At 69.6% G+C, this 17,084-nt stretch carries 10 protein-coding genes and 1 pseudogene; 2 read left to right on the top strand and 9 right to left on the bottom strand.

All coding sequences use genetic code 11. The features are described 5' to 3' along the window. Positions 1-29 precede the first annotated feature (29 nt). Positions 30-2,012: a glycosyltransferase gene (locus K8640_RS13980; RefSeq protein ID WP_223747492.1), complete on the top strand. Its 1,983-nt coding sequence runs from the start codon at positions 30-32 to the stop codon at positions 2,010-2,012. A 16-nt stretch (positions 2,013-2,028) separates the two neighbouring features. After that, a complete protein-coding gene (asnB, locus tag K8640_RS13975; protein ID WP_223747491.1) occupies positions 2,029-3,786 on the top strand; it encodes an asparagine synthase (glutamine-hydrolyzing) in 1,758 nt (585 codons plus the stop codon). A 51-nt stretch (positions 3,787-3,837) separates the two neighbouring features. Here the strand turns inward: asnB and K8640_RS13970 are convergent, their stop codons facing one another. From K8640_RS13970 to K8640_RS13930, 9 genes and pseudogenes are all read right to left on the bottom strand, one after another. Further along, positions 3,838-4,851, bottom strand: a complete 1,014-nt coding sequence (locus K8640_RS13970) for a phosphotransferase enzyme family protein (protein WP_141330216.1) — start codon at positions 4,849-4,851, stop codon at positions 3,838-3,840. A gap of 8 nt (positions 4,852-4,859) precedes the next feature. Then, positions 4,860-6,608 (bottom strand): hypothetical protein, encoded by a 1,749-nt coding sequence (locus K8640_RS13965; RefSeq protein WP_223747490.1) that lies wholly within the window; start codon positions 6,606-6,608, stop codon positions 4,860-4,862. 6 nt (positions 6,609-6,614) lie between these two features. Continuing rightward, positions 6,615-8,108 carry a TolC family protein gene (locus K8640_RS13960; RefSeq protein ID WP_223747489.1) on the bottom strand — a complete coding sequence of 498 codons (1,494 nt, stop codon included), beginning with the start codon at positions 8,106-8,108 and terminating at the stop codon, positions 6,615-6,617. Further along, positions 8,105-10,216: an ABC transporter ATP-binding protein gene (locus K8640_RS13955; protein WP_223747488.1), complete on the bottom strand. Its 2,112-nt coding sequence runs from the start codon at positions 10,214-10,216 to the stop codon at positions 8,105-8,107. Before K8640_RS13955 ends, K8640_RS13960 begins: the two co-directional genes overlap by 4 nt. Beyond that, complete coding sequence (locus tag K8640_RS13950; RefSeq protein WP_255653059.1) at positions 10,213-12,972, bottom strand: ATP-binding cassette domain-containing protein; 2,760 nt, start codon at positions 12,970-12,972, stop codon at positions 10,213-10,215. The genes K8640_RS13955 and K8640_RS13950 overlap by 4 nt, the downstream gene beginning before the upstream one ends. A gap of 2 nt (positions 12,973-12,974) precedes the next feature. Further along, positions 12,975-14,132, bottom strand: coding sequence for an HlyD family secretion protein (locus K8640_RS13945; protein ID WP_223747486.1), 1,158 nt, complete (start codon positions 14,130-14,132; stop codon positions 12,975-12,977). A gap of 751 nt (positions 14,133-14,883) precedes the next feature. Next, positions 14,884-15,056, bottom strand: a pseudogene (locus K8640_RS13940) (transposase); the annotation flags it as partial. A 153-nt stretch (positions 15,057-15,209) separates the two neighbouring features. After that, positions 15,210-16,406, bottom strand: a complete 1,197-nt coding sequence (locus K8640_RS13935) for an imm11 family protein (RefSeq protein WP_370640344.1) — start codon at positions 16,404-16,406, stop codon at positions 15,210-15,212. A 69-nt stretch (positions 16,407-16,475) separates the two neighbouring features. Continuing rightward, positions 16,476-17,084: AHH domain-containing protein (locus K8640_RS13930; protein WP_223747484.1), on the bottom strand; the 609-nt coding region annotated here is incomplete at its 5' end.

Genomic DNA, 17,084 nt, shown 5'->3' with positions numbered 1-17,084 from the left:
GGTCGGGCGTCCGCCACCAGGAGCATCACTTGCGCATCTGTGCCGTCATGAAGTACCCGCCGATCCAAGGCGGGGTGAGCGCCCAGTCCTATTGGATGGCACGAGGACTGGCCGAGGCGGGCCACGAGGTCCACGTCGTCACCAACGCGGACGAGGTGGAGCCGGAGCACCGCATCATCTTCGACGAGGATGACCGGGAGTGGCTGGCGCCCGCCTTCGGGCAGGGCCGCGTGCATCTCCACGGCACCGAGCCGCTCTCCCCGACGCTCACGCACATCCCCCAGTCGAATCCCTTCACGGGCAAGCTGGCCGGCAGCGCGGCGGAGGTGGTCCGTCGATATGGCTGCGACCTCATCTACAGCTACTACCTGGAGCCCTACGGCGTGGCGGCGCACCTGGCGGCGTCCTGGACGGGCGTGCCCTATCTGGTGCGCAACGCGGGCAGCGACGTCGGCCGGCTCATGAACCACCTGGGCCTGGCCACCACCTACCGCGAGGTCCTTCGCCGCGCCGACGGCATCTGCTCGGGCAGCCCCTATCCCTATCTGGGCATGGGCGTTCGCCCCGAGGCGCTCTACCGCGGCCCTCCCTCCCATCTGCCACGCTCGTGCTTCAGCCCCCAGGTGGTCCCGCTGGACATCCCCCTGCATGCGGCGCGCATGCAGCGCGAGCATCCGCACCTGGTCTCCAACGCGCGCCCCATCGACCCCGCCGTCCCCATCATCGGCGTGTACGGCAAGCTCGGCATCGCCAAGGGCTCGTATGATCTGCTGCGCGCGCTCGCGCGGCTCAAGGCCGAGGGGCGCCGCTTCCAGCTCGTCGCGCTGGCGCGCAGCCGCAACATGGACACCTACTTCCGGGTGCTCGAGGAGCTGGGGCTGGCCGCCAGCACCTGGGTGCTGCCCTTCGTGCCGCACTGGAAGGTCGGCCGCTTCATCCGCGCCTGCCGCGCGGTCTGCTTCCTGGAGCGCGACTTCCCCATCACCTTCCACGCGCCCACCGTCCCGCGCGAGGTGCTCGCCTCCGGGACCTGCCTCATCCTGTCGGGGGAGATCGCCAGCAAGCAGCGCTTCCGCGAGCGCATCATCGCGGGGGAGAACGCGCTGGTCGTCCCCGACCCCAAGGTGCACGCGGACCTGGCCAATGCCCTGCGCCTGGTCATCGACGACGCGGCGCTGGCGGCAAGCATCGGCCAGAAGGGCGCGGAGCTGCTCGTCGACGGTCGTGAGGAGCAGCCGGCGGGCCGGGGCTACGAGCCCATCTTCCAGGACGTCCTCGAGCGGCGTGGCGGTCGTCCCTCCACCCTGCCCCTCGCGGACCGGGGACTGCCCGAGACGCGGGAGGAGGCGCTGCGCACCCTCGTCCCCGCCCTCTTCGAGGCGCTCGGGGCGCGCGCCGGCGCCGCGGTGGAGTCCTTCGTGTCGGCGCACCCGAGCCCCGGGGCCGGCTGCTTCGCGGACGCCGCGGCCTTCTGCGAGTGGGTCCTGAACCACCAGACACAAGGGGACGCGCAGCTGCGGGACGTCGCCCGCTACTGCGAGCGCCTCGTCTGGCTGGGGACGACCCGCGCCGAGGAGGAGCGCCTGCCCCTCTACGACCGCGTGGACCGGTGGGGCGCCGACAATCGGAACGCGCCCATCCAGGCGATGCTCCGCCTGGTGCCCACGCGCTCCAACCTGCTGCGCATCGAGCGGTTCGAGGTGCTGCCGCCCGGGCTCCCTCCCGGCAGGGAGGGCTCCGGCCCCGGCGCGTGCATCGTCGTCTTCCACAAGCAGCCCAACATGAACGGCCACCACTTCCGGGTGAACACCTGGACCGCGGGCCTGCTCGAGCGGTGCGACGGGACGAAGACGGCGCAGGCGCTCCTCGACGCGGAAGCCGCGCGGACAGGGCGCCCCGCCGAGGAGCTGGAGCGCCCCCTGCTCGAGGCCTTGCAGCTCTTCCATCAGAAGGGCCTCATCGTCCTCTCGGCGCCGGACAGCTCCATCAACGTGGCGTTCAGTCACGCCTGAGCCCGAGCGACCTGGCATGTGCGGCATCGCGGGGATGTTCGGAGGGGTGGACGAGCGCGTGCTCTCGCGGATGAGGCAACGCCTCGTCCACCGGGGGCCGGATGGCTCGGGCACGGCCGTGCTGGGCCACGCGGGCCTGACCAGCACGCGGCTGAGCCTGCTCGACTTCGAGACGGGCTCCCAGCCCATGCGAGGGCGGACGGGCCAGCCCGTGCTCGTCTACAACGGCGAGCTCTACAACCATCAGGCGCTGCGCTCCCGGCTGGAGGCGCGAGGCGTCCGGTTCGAGGGACGGAGCGACACGGAGGTGGTGCTGCGCGCCTTCGAGCACGAGGGGCTGCGCTGCGTCGAGGAGCTGGAGGGCATGTATGCCTTCGCGGCGACGGATGGCGAGCAGCTCTGGCTGGCCCGGGACGCGTTCGGTATCAAGCCGCTCCTCTACGCCCTGGTGGATGGAGGACGGCGGCTCGTCTTCGCCTCGGAGTTGAAGGCCCTGCTGGAGGAGCCCGCGGTGCCTCGCCAGCTGGACCGCGCCTCGCTCTTCGAGTGGTCCACGCTCCACAACGTGCTCGGGGACAAGACCTTCTTCCACGCGGTCCGCGAGCTGCCCGCCGGGGGCACCCTCACGGTGCGCCGCGGTCCGGAGGGGGTGTTGCAGCTCGAGCAGGGCCGGCACGGAGGGACGCGGCCCGTGGAGCTGCCCACGGAGCCCGAGGCGCTCGTGGAGGCGCTGCTCTCCCGACTGCGTGCCTCCGTGGAGGGGCAGCGGGTCGCGGACCACGCGGTGGGGGTCTTCCTCTCCGGCGGGCTCGACAGCTCCCTGCTCACCGCGCTGCTCACCGCGCAGGGGGCTTCCCCGGTCCACACCTTCACCGCCGCGGAGTCCGTGGACCACCCCGACGTGCGGGCGAGCCGGGAGCTCGCGGCGCTGCTCGGCACCGAGCACCACGAGTACCTCTTCTCTTCCGAGCGGCTGGTGCGGGCGCTGCCCGAGACCATCGTCACCTTGGAGGCGCCAATGGAGGCCTCCCTCGTGGAGAGCGCGGCGCCGCACATCCGAGGCCACGTCAAGACGGTGCTCTGTGGCGACGGCGCGGACGAGCTGTTCGCCGGCTACGCCGTCCATGCCTCCCCCGAGCCGTGGGTCCGCTCCTCGATGGAGAACTACAACCGGCTCATCCGCACCCGCCGGGTGGCGCCGGAGGAGTGCCGCGAGACCAAGGCGGTGCTCTCCACCCTGTCGACGCGGGAGCCGCAGGTGTTGCGCGAGGCCGTCCACCGCTTCTTCCTCGACAGCCCGCTGCGCTACTCCCACCTGCGGGTCTGGGACCACGGCTCCATGGCGCATGGCCTGGAGGTGCGGGTGCCGTTCCTGGACACCCGGGTTCGCGACCTGGCCCTCGCGCTGCCGTGGTCCTGGCGCCTGCGAGGAGAGACCCGGAAGGTGCTGCTGCGCGAGGTCGCCCGACGCGTGCTGCCCGCGTCCATCGCCGAGCACATCATCCAGCGTCCGAAGCTCGCGGCGCCCTCCGCGGTGGCGGGTGCCTCCGAGCAGCTCAGGCGGCTCGCGGAGACGCTCGTTCCGGCGGAGCACCACGAGGGACATCCCTTCGGCCATTACTGCGCCCGTCCCATCGACCTGCTGCGGCTCGACCTGTTCATCCTCCTCTTCGTCGGACGAGGAGGCAGGCTGCCCGAGGGCTTTCGCACGGAGGACCTCTATGGCGCGTACCGCGAAGAGCTCCTCGCGGCGCTCGCGCGGGCCGCCGGCTGAAGCGCGCGCGCCTCGCGCGGCACGCTCTCGACAGGCCCCCCACCCCTCACGCTAGAAGCGCGTGAAGTCAATCTGCAGGACGGGGGTGTCCGCTTCGATGTCGCGCTTGAACCGCCCCCACCGGTCGAGCGTGCTCTCGTCGAGCACGGCCGGGTCGCGATACTGGTGGAACAGCGCGTAGTTCATCGAGCGCTGGAGCGCGAGCAGGTCCGGCACGGCCGCGAGCCACTCGGCGTCCATCCGGCGGTGCTCCCGATACCCTTCGAGGAAAGGCCCCAGGAACGCGGTGACCGCCGCGTCCCGCGCATCCCGCTCCTCGCCTCGCGCGATGTAGAAGAGCAGGACCGCGATGTCCTTGACGAACCACGCGTACTCGCAGTTGTCGAAGTCGAACGCGGTGATCTTCCCTTCAGCGAAGCAGAAGTTGTGCATGTGGAGATCGGCGTGGATCAGCCCGTAGCTCTCCGGAGTTCGCGGCAGCTGGTTCAGTCGCGCGATGATCGCCGCGGTGCGCTCGCGGACGAGCTTCTCCTCGGGGGGCGCGAACCGGTCGATGTCGACCACGTCGTACTCATGCCACTCCTGGCGCTTGAGCCGGGGGTTCGAGGGCGCGTAGGTCTGGGCGCGGTTGTGGAGCCGCGCGAAGAGCCGGCCCAGGTCGCGGAACAGGGGGGGCTTCCAGTAGCGCTCCTTGAGCGGAGGCGCGTCGTCGAAGACGATGCCCGGCGCGCGCTCGAACGCGGTGGCGACGAAGTAGCTGCCGGGCTCGCGGTCCTCGATGCGCTCCACGAACTGCCCCGACTCGGAGAGGACCGGCGAGGCGATGGGGATGCGCGCGGCGGCCAGGTAGCGAACGAACTCGACCTCCCCCAGCGTGTAGTCGAGGGTTCGCCGCGTGCTGTGCGAGATGCGCAGGATCAAGCCCTCGCCGTCTTCGTTCTCCGCCTCGTAGACGAAGTTCTCGAAGGCCGTGAGCTCGGTGAGCTGCTCAGGCGAAAGGCCATACCGGCGCGCGGCCTCATCGCGAATCGGTTCATGGAAGCGGCGGACGAGCTCTGGATGCATCGAACCCTCTAGTCCTTCAACGTGAGGCTGCTCTCACCGTGGCTCAGCACGGTCGAGGCAGCGTGGCTGGTGACCGAGATGCCCAGGCCGCGCGCGAGGGTCTCCGCCAACGGGGGGCCATTGCGCGGCCGCGTGAACGCGGCCAGGTCCGCGCCCGTCAGCGGGTGGTCCGAGCGCCGGAGCCGCTGGTTCAACATCGACTGCTCGCGCTCGACGACGCCCAGGCACCGACGCTCCAGGGCGAACGCGCTGGCGACGACCCCCGCGAGCTCACCGCGGAGCGGCTCCGCCACGACCTTGTCAGCCGGCAGCCCATGCGCGAAGAACTCGGCCAGTCGCCGCTGGCTCGTGGCCTGCTCGGCGGGGTCCAGCTTCGCCAGCGCGTCCAGCGAGGCCCCCTGGGGCGTGCCCGGCAGGGCCTCGCCGATGCGCGCGAACAACCAGCGGCTGAGGTTGATCTCCCGCTGGTAGGTCTCGGCGAGCGGGAAATCGTCCCGGAGCAGCGGGTAGCGCGCGACGTCGATGGGCGCCTCCACGAACTCCTGCAGCGCGGTGCGCGGGAGGTGCCCGGCGAACGCCGCCCGGAGCCGCTCGTGGAGCAGTCCCTGGCTCGCCCCGAGGAAGCGGACCACCGCCTCGACGCGCTGCCCAAGCAGACCGTAATCGAGCGCGGCGTCGAGATCGCCCAGGCGCGCCGCGATGTCGGGCTGGACATCGATGGGCGCCGGGGCCGCGCCGGTCAACACCTGCATGTACTCGTTGATCAGCGCCGGCGGTCCGGCGCACACGCCGTGCGGACCATGGAAGACCGCGTGTCGCTCGGCGTAGTCCACGATGGTCTGCGCGGTGACGGGCTGCTCGGGGGCGTCGCGCACCAAATCATTGGTGACCAGGCGGACTCCGTCGATCAACCGGAACATGGCCGCCAGTCCGCTGTCGAGCTCGCCGTTCCGCGCCGGATCGACTCCCCGCACCATCACGTACCCCACCGACGCGAGCGTGCAGACGACCTGCATGTGGAGCTCGCCCGCGGTGAGCACGCCTGGGGTCCGAGGCGGCATGCGCGCGAGGAAGGCCCGGCGGAACTGCTCGGTCAGCGAGAGCAGCTCCGGCCACTGACGCGCCATGGCCTTCATCGCCGTCACGTTCATCGGGAGCTCGCTCTGATAGCGGCTCCCCGCGTAGTGGCACTGCTTGCGCACGGTCGGGAGGTCGAGGAACAACGTGCGCGGTGTGACGTTGTTCTCGCCCACCTGCCGGCCATCACCGTCGACCGCCGGATGCGCCACGCGGTAGACCGGCACGACGACCTCGAGGTTCGACAGCTCGAAGGCCCGTCCGAACGCCTGTTCCGTCAGCACAGGGCAACGATTGTCGTGGGCGCTGAACGTGAGCGGCTCACGCCCGGCGGGCACCTCCCCCAACCGCTCGGGATAGGACACCGCGGCGCGGCTCGCGGGCCCATCCGAGACCCGCCGCAACACCCGCTGCTCCATCAACATCTCGAGCAGGTCCCGGATCTTCTCCCAGGAATGGGGCGCGCCGTCCGACCACGCCATGGCGTCGGAGGCCTGGAACTGCTCGACCTGGAGCAGCTTCTCGCCCAAAGGCGCGATGTCCGGCTCGTCGAAGATGAGCTCCACCTCGCCATAGAAGAGGTGCAGGACCTTCTGGCCATCGCCTGCGTCGAGCCGGTCGTGCGTGAGCCGCCTTCGATTGGGAATGTAGAGCATCTCATCCGCTTGCAGCTGTGCCATGGCTTCTCACTCCCGCTTCAGTGTGACGTCGCGCGACCAGGTGCCGCCGAGCGAACGATAGACCGCGACGCGATGGTTGAGCAGCAGCCGTTGTGCTTGCAGACTCGCGCGCTCGAGCCCGACCAGGTTCGTCAGGGCGGAGAGCACCGTCAGGTAGTCCGAGCGCCCCTGCTCGAAGAGCCGCCTCGCCTCGTCCAGGAGCTGCTGCCCCAGCAGGACCTGCGCACGCAGGGCGCGCAGGCTCGTCGCCCCGGTCTCCTCCTGGACCACGGCATCCTGCACCCGGCCGATCGCCGTGTTCAGCGCGAGCTCGTATTGGACGTGGCGACGGTGGAGTTGGATGGGCAGTCGCTTGTGCTCGGTGAAGCGCCTGCCATCGAACATCGCCCAGGTCAGGTTCACGCCGACGACGGACTGGTGGAGGACCGGCTCCGAGAGGCCGACCTTCGCGGCGCCCACGCTGCCCACCAGCTGGATCACCGGAAGCCAGCTCGCCCGGTTCGCGTTGATGCGGTGCTCGACCTCGGCGACGCGCAGCTCCTGGAGCCGCATCTCCGGCGTGTTCGCGTTCAGGTCTCCTGGCGTTCCGAGGTTGGGCGAAGGCGGGAGATCTGGAAGCTGTCGCTCGAGGGGAACGATGTCGTCCGCGGGGCTGGGGACCCGGCCCAGCAGCGCCTTCAGCTCCGAGTTCAAGAGCGCGTTCCGGGCGGAGATGAGCGGCACCTGCGCCTCGAGGTTCAAGAGCAGCTGCTCCTGCTGCAGCACCGCGAGCCGGGGCGTGAGGTGCTGCTCGAACCGCGCTTGAATCAGGCGGAGCAGCTCTTTGTTGTAGTCGATCTGCCGCTGAGTGAGGTCCCTGAGCGCGCGGGCCTCGAGGATGTCGAACCAGACCTGGGCGATGCGCTGCGCGAGGTCCTGGACGCGGGCCTCGGTGAGCTGACGCTGCTGCTCGGCGAAGTTCAAGCCCGCGCTCCGCTGCGCGGCGAGGTTGCCGAACAGGTCGACCTGGTAGGTCAGACCGACATCCGCGGTGGCGATGCTGTACCGGGCCTGGGTCGCCGGCGCGGGCGGGACGATGGCGACGACCTGACTCAGCCCCGCCGGGTTGAGGACGCCGACCTGGAGCGGGTACCACCAACCTTGCGGCACGTTGGGGTCGAGCTGGTTCTCGTAGATGAGGTCCCGCACGTCGTGCAGGACCAGGCTGTTGCTGAAGCACTCCTGGATGGCCGCGTCGAGCGCCGGGTCGGCGAACGCCGACCACCAGACCTCGTCCTGGGTGACGTGCTCGGCGGGCCGCGCGGGCCCACCCTCCTTCGACGGCCGCGGGTCTGGAGCCCCGCCCTCGGGTGCGGTGGACGGCGCGGGCGGCTCGGTGCGCGGCTCGATGGCGGTCGAGTAGCTGCTCGGTGCCGGTGGCGGGGTGACGACGACGGGACGGACCAGCCCACAACCGGAGAAGGTCGTCGCGAGGAGGGCGAGCGGGAGTCGAAGTCTCATGGGTGGCTGACGACCACGAGGGCTTTCGCGTGGTTGAGGACGCAGCGCTGCGCGACCCTCATGGTCTCCGGATCAAGTGAGGCGAAGCTCTCGTCGAGGATGACCAGCTCGACCCCCTGCAAGAGCGTGCGCGCGATGTAGAGCCGGCTCTTCTCGCCATGCGAGAGCTGCCAGCCGGTCTCGCCGATCATCTCCTCCAGGCCGGCGGGCATCTTGGCGATCAGCTCGTCCAGCCCGAGCTCCTTGCACAGCGCGGCGGCCTTGGCCCGCAGCTCGGGCGACGTCGGCCACTCGCGCCCGAGCAGGAGGTTGTACGCGAAGCTGCCGGACAGGACGTGGTTCTCGTGGAACTGCGGCGCGGCGGTGACACGCTTGCGCCAGCCCGAGGCGCCGAACGTCGCGCGGTCCAGCGCGTGCAGCAGCATCACACCGCCCTGCGGCGAGCGCAGGCCCGTGAGCAGCGACACCAGCGTCGACTTGCCACCGCCGGAGGGGCCCTCCAGCAGGATGCGGTCGTCCTTCGCGATCTGGAACGAGCAGTTCTCGATCACCGGCCGGGTGCGCGCGTCGTGCCGGAAGGTCAGGCCCCGCGCCTCGATGAGCGTCCCACTGTCGGCGTCCGTGGGCTTGCCTCCCTCCATCTCGAGGGGGACCTTCGATTCGAGCTCGGGGCGGCCCACCGCGGCCAGCAGGTCGCGGATCTGCTCGAACGACACCGCCGCCTGGGAGACCTGCTGGAAGTAGACGGCGACCTCGTCGAAGGCCCGCAGCGCGAGCAGGATGCCGCCCACGGACACCGCCAGCGCGCTGGCATTGGCCGTCCCGGTGCTGAACGCCGGCAGCAAGGTCAGCAGGGCGAGCACCAACCAGCCGTCGCGCAGCAGCGCGGTCAGCTGCATGGTCCGGCGGTCCATGACCTTCGAGACCTCGGAGTAGGCGCTCAAGCGGATGTCTTCGCCATCGTGCCAGCGCTCGAGGGGGAGCTGCGCCAGCCGCGTGCGATGGCCGAGCATGCGCTCGAGCAGGTCGTGGGTGATCTCGACGCGCGCGCTCGACCACGCCCGCTGGACGCCGTAGTGACGGCGCGCGAGGACGAACGCGACCACGACCCACAGCACGAGCACCAGCGTCTGGGGCCACCCTCCCGCCCCGAGCACGAGGATGCCCCCCGCCAGGACCAGGTCGACGAGCGACAACACCGCGAGCAGGGCGCCGCCGACCGCGAGCTGCTCGACGACCTCGGACTCGGCGACGCGGCCGAAATGACGGCCGATGCCGTCCAGCCGCACCTCGTCGGGGGTCAGCTTGAGGGTTCCCGTGAGGAGCTGCTGCTTGAGCAGCGTCCCGAGCCGGATGGAGAACACGCCCTGCCACCACACCTCGAGCATGCGCAGCGGAATCGCGCACGCGATGACGGCGATCCACCCCAGGAACCAGCCGGTCTCCAGGTGGGCCTGGAGCGCGGCCCGGCCGAGCAGCCAGAACGAGAAGGCCAGCACCAGCGAGAGCAGCGTGTGGCTCACGAGGATGCCGGCGATGAGCGACGGGATGTCGCCGAGCAGCGTCCGCCGGCTCGCGGTGCGCCGGGGGCGCATGATCCAGCCGGTGCGCAGCTGCGCCTGGCCGAGCCGCTGCAGCAGCATCTGTGAGCGGGCGTGCTCGCGCGCGCGGGGCGACATCTCCACGCCGCCGAGCAGCTGGTCGACCTCCGCGGCGGTGGCCTCCTGCTCCTCGCGCAGGAGCGCGAGCGCGCTCTTCTTCGGGACCAGGACGGCGGTGCCGTCGCACGCGAGCAGGCGCAGCTTCCCGCGCCGTGTCCCCAGCAGCACCAGATAGGACGGGACGCCGTCTCGCCGGACCTGGAGGATGCAGGGCGCGGCGCGCGCGAGGACGTCGGGCAGCTCATGGTAGAGCGGCGTGATCGGCTCGAGCTCCACGCCGAGCCGGTCTCCGAGCGCGAACATCCAGACCCGGCTCGGCTCGACGGCCGCCGCGGGCGGCGATATCTCGCCTCCGGCCCTGCCATAGCCTTGCCGCTGCGCCAGCTGCTCCAGCGCGTCCGGCAGTCGCTCGACCGGCCACAACAGGTCGGAGTTCGCGCGCGTCATCCCACCAGCTCCAACCCGCCCGAGCCGGGCTTCGCGGCAGGCGTCTCCACCGGCTCTGGCGCTGGCGTCTCCGCCGGGTTCGGCGCCGGCCTCTCCACGAGCTGGCCGCCCGACAGCCACCAATGGCGCCAGCGCCCACCGCCCCACAGCAGGGTGCGATTCTCCTGGTCGGCGCGAAGGAGCACCGCGTACCGCGACTCCTGGTTCGCGAGCAGCTCCTTCGGCGACCCGTTCTCGAGGATCCGGCCGTTCTCGACCACGAGCACGCGATCGAACTCCTGGGTGTGCTCGACGTCGTGGGTGACGCAGAGGAGCGTGATGTCCTTCCAGAGCCGCCGGGACTCGGCGAGCAGCCGCGCGCGCCGGTCGCGATCGAGACCGCGAAAGGGCTCGTCGAGGATGGCCAGACGCACGCCGGAGCGAAGCATCGCGCGCGCCAGGCGCACGCGCTGACCCTGGCCACCGGAGACCAGCCCTCCGCCCTCGCCCAACGACGTCTGCAGCCCGTCTGGAAGCGCCTCGAGGATGTCGAGCATCTCCGCGCCCTTGAGCGCCCCCGACAGGGCCCAGCCGTGCGCGCCGTCGTTGCCGTACCGGAGGTTGTCGAGGAGGCTCTGGTTCCAGAGGCTGATCGCCGGGTCCACCCAGGCCGTGGTGCGCCGCAGCCGCTCGATGGCGGCCTGGTCGAGCACCTGCCCGTCGACCCGGATCTCACCACGCGCCGGCCGGAGCCAGCCGAGCAGGAGGCCGACCAGCGTCGACTTGCCTGCTCCGGAGGCACCGACCACGGCCACGTGCTCGCCGGGGGCGATGTTCAAGGAGACCTTGTCGAGGATGGTGTGACCGCCGCCCTTCACGCGGACCTTCTCCATCACGATGGAAACGCCGCTCGCGTCGGCCGAGGCCGCGGGCGCGACGGGCGCCTGCACCGGCGCCTCGGGCCGGGCCTGCGGCTCCTTGATATCGCCGATGACGTCGAGGAGCCGGCGGACCCGGTTCATCGCGTTCGGGAACGCGCGGCTCAGCACCATCAGCCGCTGGCCGAGGATGGGGAAGCGCAGCGCCCAGTAGACGACCAGCAACACCAGCGAAGCCCGGCTCGTGCCCGCGAGGTACGAATAGACGAGCAGCATGACCAGGCCGTAGCTCACCAGCATCAACACGCCCTCGAACCCGACCGACAGCGTCTGCAGCCAGTAGCGCGCCTTGGTCCAGCTGACGAGCAAGGTCTCCTGCGCGCGGCGCAGCGACCGCTCGGCGCCGTGGATGCGGATCGGCGTGAGCCCGACGAGCGCGTTCAGGGTGAAGCCGCTGAGCGCGCCCGAGTGCATCTGCACGCGCAGGTCGGGCTCGAAGAGCAGCTTCTGGGCCATCAGGGGCACCAGCAGCGTGACCGCCGCGAGCGCGAGCACGATGTGCCATGCGTACGGCGCGGCCCAGATGAGCGCGACGGTGATGCTCACGACCTCGAGCGACAGGATCAAGGCCTGCGAGAGCAGGAGCGGCAGCGAGCGCATCGCCTGGATGTTGTGCGTGCGCGACGCCATGTCGGAGGCGAGCCGGCTCTGGAAATAGCGGTCCTCCATCTCCGGGAGCTTCTCGAAGTACGCCTTGCGCAGCCGCACCTCCAGCCGGCGGCCGATGCCGAGCAGCCCCAAGGAGATGGGGATCTGGATGAGCATGAAGCAGAGCGCGACGCCCGCGAGCACGGCCATGCCCGTCGCACGCTGCGCGAACGTGCCCAGGTCGCGCCCCAGGTCGAGCACGCCACGCAGCATCAGCGCTTGCAGGAGCCGCCCGAAGGTGGCGAACACCAGGCCCATCACAATCAGGCCCGGAACGAGCCACGAATCCTGGCCTCGAAGGCGCAGCAGCGTCCGCGCCGGGCTCACCTGCTTGGCGACGAGCTCCGTCGCCAGGTCGCTCGCGAGCACCGCCCGGGGGGCGTCCTCGCCCTCGCGCGGAGCCTCGCGCCAGCCGCGAATGCGCATCAGCACCGCGCCGGTCATCGACAGCTCGCCGTCCACCTCGGGGTTGGGGCGAACGGACCAATAGGTCGCGGGAATGGGCACCTCGCCGGAGGCGTCCTTCGCGACCATGGATTGCAGCAGACTGGCCGCCGTCCGGCCTCTCCGGACGGCGCCCGCGCGAATCATCGCCTCGGACGCCCGGCACGCGGCGTCGAGCCTGGCGATCGACAGGTACCCGGGGTCCTCGAGCGCCTGGGCCACCAGCGCCCTCGCCCGCGTCGCCCCCAGGTCCAGCAGGCGGCGCTCGAACGTGGCGACCGCCTCCTCGGACCCGGCCCACTCGCGCCAGCCGTCCGCCGGGACGGAGGTGGTGTGCTGGTACAGGTGGCTCAGCAGCGTCGAGATCCGGGTCCAGTGGCGGCCCGCCGCCGGGTCCATGACCTGGATGAACGGGCCGATGCGATTCCACAGCACCACGAAGTGCGGCCGCCCTCCCGCGCTGAGCGTGACGATGATGGCGGGAAGCGCCTTGGCTTCGGGGACCACCACGTGGTCCAGCGGGAGCATCACCTGCTCGGAGTCGAGCCCGAGCTGGTTGGCGACCTCGTCCAAGGTGACGATCGAGGTGCCGTCGACGTCCGTCTGACACACCTCGCGGAGGACGCGATAGTTGAGCTCGGCGCCCATCCCCGCGAACAGGCTCTTGAGTGAAGCAGGGCCGCAATCCGTCGCCGAGATCTGGATCACCTCGGGAATGATTGAGGACCGACGCCTGGGAGGAGTCATGGTCAGCGGGCCTCGGCTTCGGGCCGAAACACGGTCACGGGCGGCTCATCGGGCTGCGGATTCCATTCGCCGACCGCCCGCATCAGCAGCGCGACGGGCGACGCCCGCGCGACCTCGACCTCCACCGACAGGGTCATGCCGTGGCGAAGCTGGATGCGGGGGTCCTCCGGCGGCGCGAACTTGAGCTCGACGCGCACCGTGCCCGGGATGGCCTCGGGCGTGGCGGTCTGGCCGGGCTCGGTCCCGACGGCCGTCACCCTGGCGGGGACCGTCCCGTAGATGGTCATCGGGTAGCCGTCGAGCTTGAGTCGCGCGGCCTGACCGGGCTCGATCAACCCGACGACCTCCTTCGGGAAGCGGGCGCGCACGCGCACCTCGGCGTCGCTCGCGACGATGGTGCCGACCCGCTGCCCGTCGGCGATGAACGCTCCCGAGCCGAGCTCCGCCACGTCGACCAGGTGGCCCGTGGCCGGCGCCCGGTACAGCTTCCGGTCAATCTGGTACTCGAGGCGGTCGATGGCGCCCTGAAGCTCCCGGATGCGCCCCTCGGCGCCCAGCGCCTCTCGCTCGAGCTCCAGCAGCTGCGCGGCGAGGGCTTGACGGCGCACGTTCTGCTCGCGTCGCAGTCGGGTGAGCGCCAGGCTCTGCGCCGCCTTCGCGGAGCGGAGCGCGTCGACATCGGTCGTGCGCTCGAGCTTCTCCATCTCGGAGACCGCGCCCGTTGGGCTCTTGAGGGCCAGCTCCGCGCGCTCCACCGCGAGCCGGTGCCTGGGCGCGAGCTCCTGCTCCCGCTCCAGCGCCTCCTTGATGGCCACCTCGTCCACCGCCGCCGTCAGGGCCGCCTCGTCGCGCTTGTTGGTGATCTGCTGGCGGATGATGGCGAGTTCCTTCTCGGTCGCGGCGAGCGTCGCCTGGCTCCGCTCGAGCTCGAGGCGTTCGGCCCGTGCGTCGAACTCGATGAGCAGGTCGCCTTCCTTGACCGTCTGGTCGAGCTTGAGCAACGAGCGCACGACCCTGCCCGCACTGGGCGGCTCGATGCGATGGACGGCGTTATGGGGCTCGATCCGCGCCTGTGAGCTGGCCTTGACGAGCGGGACCTTGGCGAACAACGACCAGGCGACGAGCCCGCCAGCACACAAGACCATCAGAGCGACGAACACGAGGCGCGTGTCCGACTCGTAGTTCAGGGAACGAAGGGTCCGCTCGAAGGGATATGCCATGGTCCGTGAACGAAAGTCGCCTTAATGGTCGCACCGTGTCAACACCTCGGCCGCTGCTGAATGATGCACTCTCCCTCTGACTCAATACAGGCACCTCGATGCGACACGGACGCTCGTTCACATCGCCGCAATGCGTCGCACATTGATCGCTTGTTCGATTTGACATCCAGACTCGATTACACTTAGCGTTCGTCTTGAAAGGAGGCACACATGAAGATCAAGATCCACGTCCGCGGCGGCCCCAAGGCTCGCTAAGTAGTGAGTTGTCTTGACGCCGGATGTCTCGGCGGGTCGTACCTCATTTCAAGATCGTCCGAGAGGAGTTGATGGGGATTATTCCATCAGCTCCTCTTTTTTTATTTCTGGCGACGTCTTCAAGTCGGGCGCCACCTCAATCCCAACCTTGCAAGTCGGACAGGCTCCCCGCCATGTATCTCTGCTTCACCGTGTGTCGCACCAGCATTGATGAGCAAATCGGCCTGATTGAGCTGGTTTCGCGCCCAGTTCTGGCGTGTGAAGGCGGGCGCGGGTGCAGAGGCCTACCCGAGAAGTACGGCCAACCCTCTCAAGCAATGCTGCGGGGCGTTCTCGGGGCACCTTGACGCCCTCGTGGAACTTCTTCGCCGTCACCGGAACCACGCGGCCGTCGGAGCCGTCGCCCCGAGCCTGGAGTCACAGGGTCGCGCCCAGGTGCGTGCCCGTCGGCGATGACGAGCCTCATGCCCGTCAGCCCCCGCTCCAGCAGTTGGCGCAGTAGTTCCAGCCACGAGTCCTGCGACTCGCTGCCGCCCAGAGTCACGGACAACAGGTGCCGGTGCCCACATCCTCTCCCACGCCGTAGGCCACCAGGGCGGAGACATTCTGCCCAATCCCGCAGTAACCGAGTCAGCAGGTGGAGAGGCTGCGCATGTTCCCCCCCCCCGCTCCAACTTCTCCGGAATGACACTGGCCAGCTCCCGAACATTGGCGCTGGCCGGTGTTGAACTCCATGACGCACCTCATCCCTCCATGTGGCAGTCACACAACGGGCTGGCGCCAAGCGCGAGACAGGTGCTCCTGGCCTTCCTGGCCGAATCGCCGCACCAGCTCGTCCCGGCCGCGCTTTCCGTGCTCCAGCAGGTACGCCAGCTCCATGGGCATCAGCACCTTGACGGTGACCAGCCGCACCTCGCCGGCCGGCATGGTGAAGCGGCTTGGCAGCGTGCTCGGCGCCATGCCCAGCAGCACCCCCACCCTGCCCTCCTTCGTCAGCAGCGGCTCGGGTACGCCCTGGCCAGCGACCTCCATGGAAAGGAAGCCCGCCTTCACCTTCTCGCGCACGCTCTCGTGTCCCGCGAGTTCGTTCCCCACCCGCTCCAGGAGCAGCACGGGCCAGCTCTTCTCGACGTCTCCGAGGGGCTCGTCCGTCTCCAGGGCAAGCTCCAGGCCGAAGCCCACGGACGGCTCCGCTCGGTCCACAAAGAAGTCTGACAGCCCGTCCGTCACCAGCAGAGTCCGCCCCTCGGGGCGGTGGATGACACGCCAGACCTGGCGCCGGGCGGGCCAGTTGCCACCAACGACGATGGGGATGATGACCTCGTCGTCCAGCTTTCCCAGGGTGCGCCAGAAGGCTTCGCGGGCCACGTCCGTCTCATCCCGAAGCGCCAGGAGCTTCCGGTTGCGGTCGCGCGCCTCCAGACTGATGGCGCTCGGGCCTGTGACCTCCTCGAACTTCGCCCCAATGACGCGCGCGCGTTCCAGCGCATCCTTGACATCCTCAGACACGATGAGCGCGATGGTCCATCCCCAGGTCCGGAACACCTTGGTGCCGCCTACCTTCGTCGGGTCGATTCGCATGCCCGACACACCGCGGTATTTCCCGACCTTCTCCGGGCGTCCATCCTCCGGCTTCCAGTACCGCACCTCCTCCGAGGCGTTGTCGTCGATGCACCGGATGAGCCGAGTAGCAACGAGAATGCAGTACGGCTCGGACTGTCCGTCGACGTCAACCGGAAGGAGCTGCACGTCGTCAGGCGCCAGCTCCGCGAAGATGTTCGCAACCCTCTTGTGAACGATAGGAGTGTTACCAACACCCGCCAGGGAATAATCGAGAGGGCTCCCGGGATGGTCGATGGGGATCTTGAGTCGCGTTTCAATCTGGACGGGGCAGCCAGCCTTGAACTGCCAGGGGTCATCAACTTCCTGGCCCTGCGAATCTGTGGGGTCTCCCAGCAACCAGCGCGCTTGGAGGCTCATGTCATCGGAGAGTTTGAAGTATCTCATCGTCATGACTCCTCCTTTGCGTCAGTTTCGAGTGACCAGAGCATTGAGCCGGGAGCCAGATTTGGTGATCTCCTCGGCCAGAACCCGAAGTTCTCCAACGAGCGCCTCTCTGCATTGCTGGATGCTGCGACAGCCCTCCATTGCATCCTCCAGCCGCTCGTATATCTCTTCATGATACTTCTGCGGGTGAGGCCCTTTGTGGCCCGACACGCGAACCTTGTTGGCCGCGTCATCGAGTGACATGCCCGCTCGATTGAAGAGCTTCTGGAACCTGGGCGACCACGGACCACCCAGGTTGGTGGAGTCCCACCACTTGTTCGTGGCGATGTGGTGCTCGTGGGCCGAGGTCGCCACCGGCTCGGACGCCACGGCGCGCGTGCCGCGTGCCGTCTCCGCGACCGCCTCCGGGTCCAGTGCGATGGTGATGACGCCTCCCGGGGCCACCGCCACCGAGGTGACCTGGCCCCCCGCCGCCAGCCGGAAGCCGCCCTGCCCCGCCCCCACCAGCGAGGCTTGCGCGGAGCCGGGGAGCGTGGGAACCCTCGTCGCCAGTGTCTGCGCCGTGCTGCCCAGCGCCGCCATCGCGAGCATGATGAACGCCCGCGCCGCGTTCTGCCCCATCACCTTCCC

It is taken from the genome of Myxococcus sp. XM-1-1-1 (assembly GCF_020037095.1).
GTDB lineage: Bacteria > Myxococcota > Myxococcia > Myxococcales > Myxococcaceae > Myxococcus > Myxococcus fulvus.
Note: the sequence above shows the minus strand (reverse complement) of the source record. Positions and strands in the feature narration are given on the sequence as shown.

Bases quoted from the DNA above. Each gene is read 5' to 3' on its own strand.
- K8640_RS13960 (WP_223747489.1), bottom strand. From the start codon at position 8,108: ATGAGACTTCGACTCCCGCTCGCCCTCCTCGCGACGACCTTCTCCGGT.
- K8640_RS13955 (WP_223747488.1), bottom strand. From the start codon at position 10,216: ATGACGCGCGCGAACTCCGACCTGTTGTGGCCGGTCGAGCGACTGCCG.
- K8640_RS13950 (WP_255653059.1), bottom strand. From the start codon at position 12,972: ATGACTCCTCCCAGGCGTCGGTCCTCAATCATTCCCGAGGTGATCCAG.
- K8640_RS13965 (WP_223747490.1), bottom strand. From the start codon at position 6,608: ATGGCACAGCTGCAAGCGGATGAGATGCTCTACATTCCCAATCGAAGG.
- asnB (WP_223747491.1), top strand. From the start codon at position 2,029: ATGTGCGGCATCGCGGGGATGTTCGGAGGGGTGGACGAGCGCGTGCTC.
- K8640_RS13970 (WP_141330216.1), bottom strand. From the start codon at position 4,851: ATGCATCCAGAGCTCGTCCGCCGCTTCCATGAACCGATTCGCGATGAG.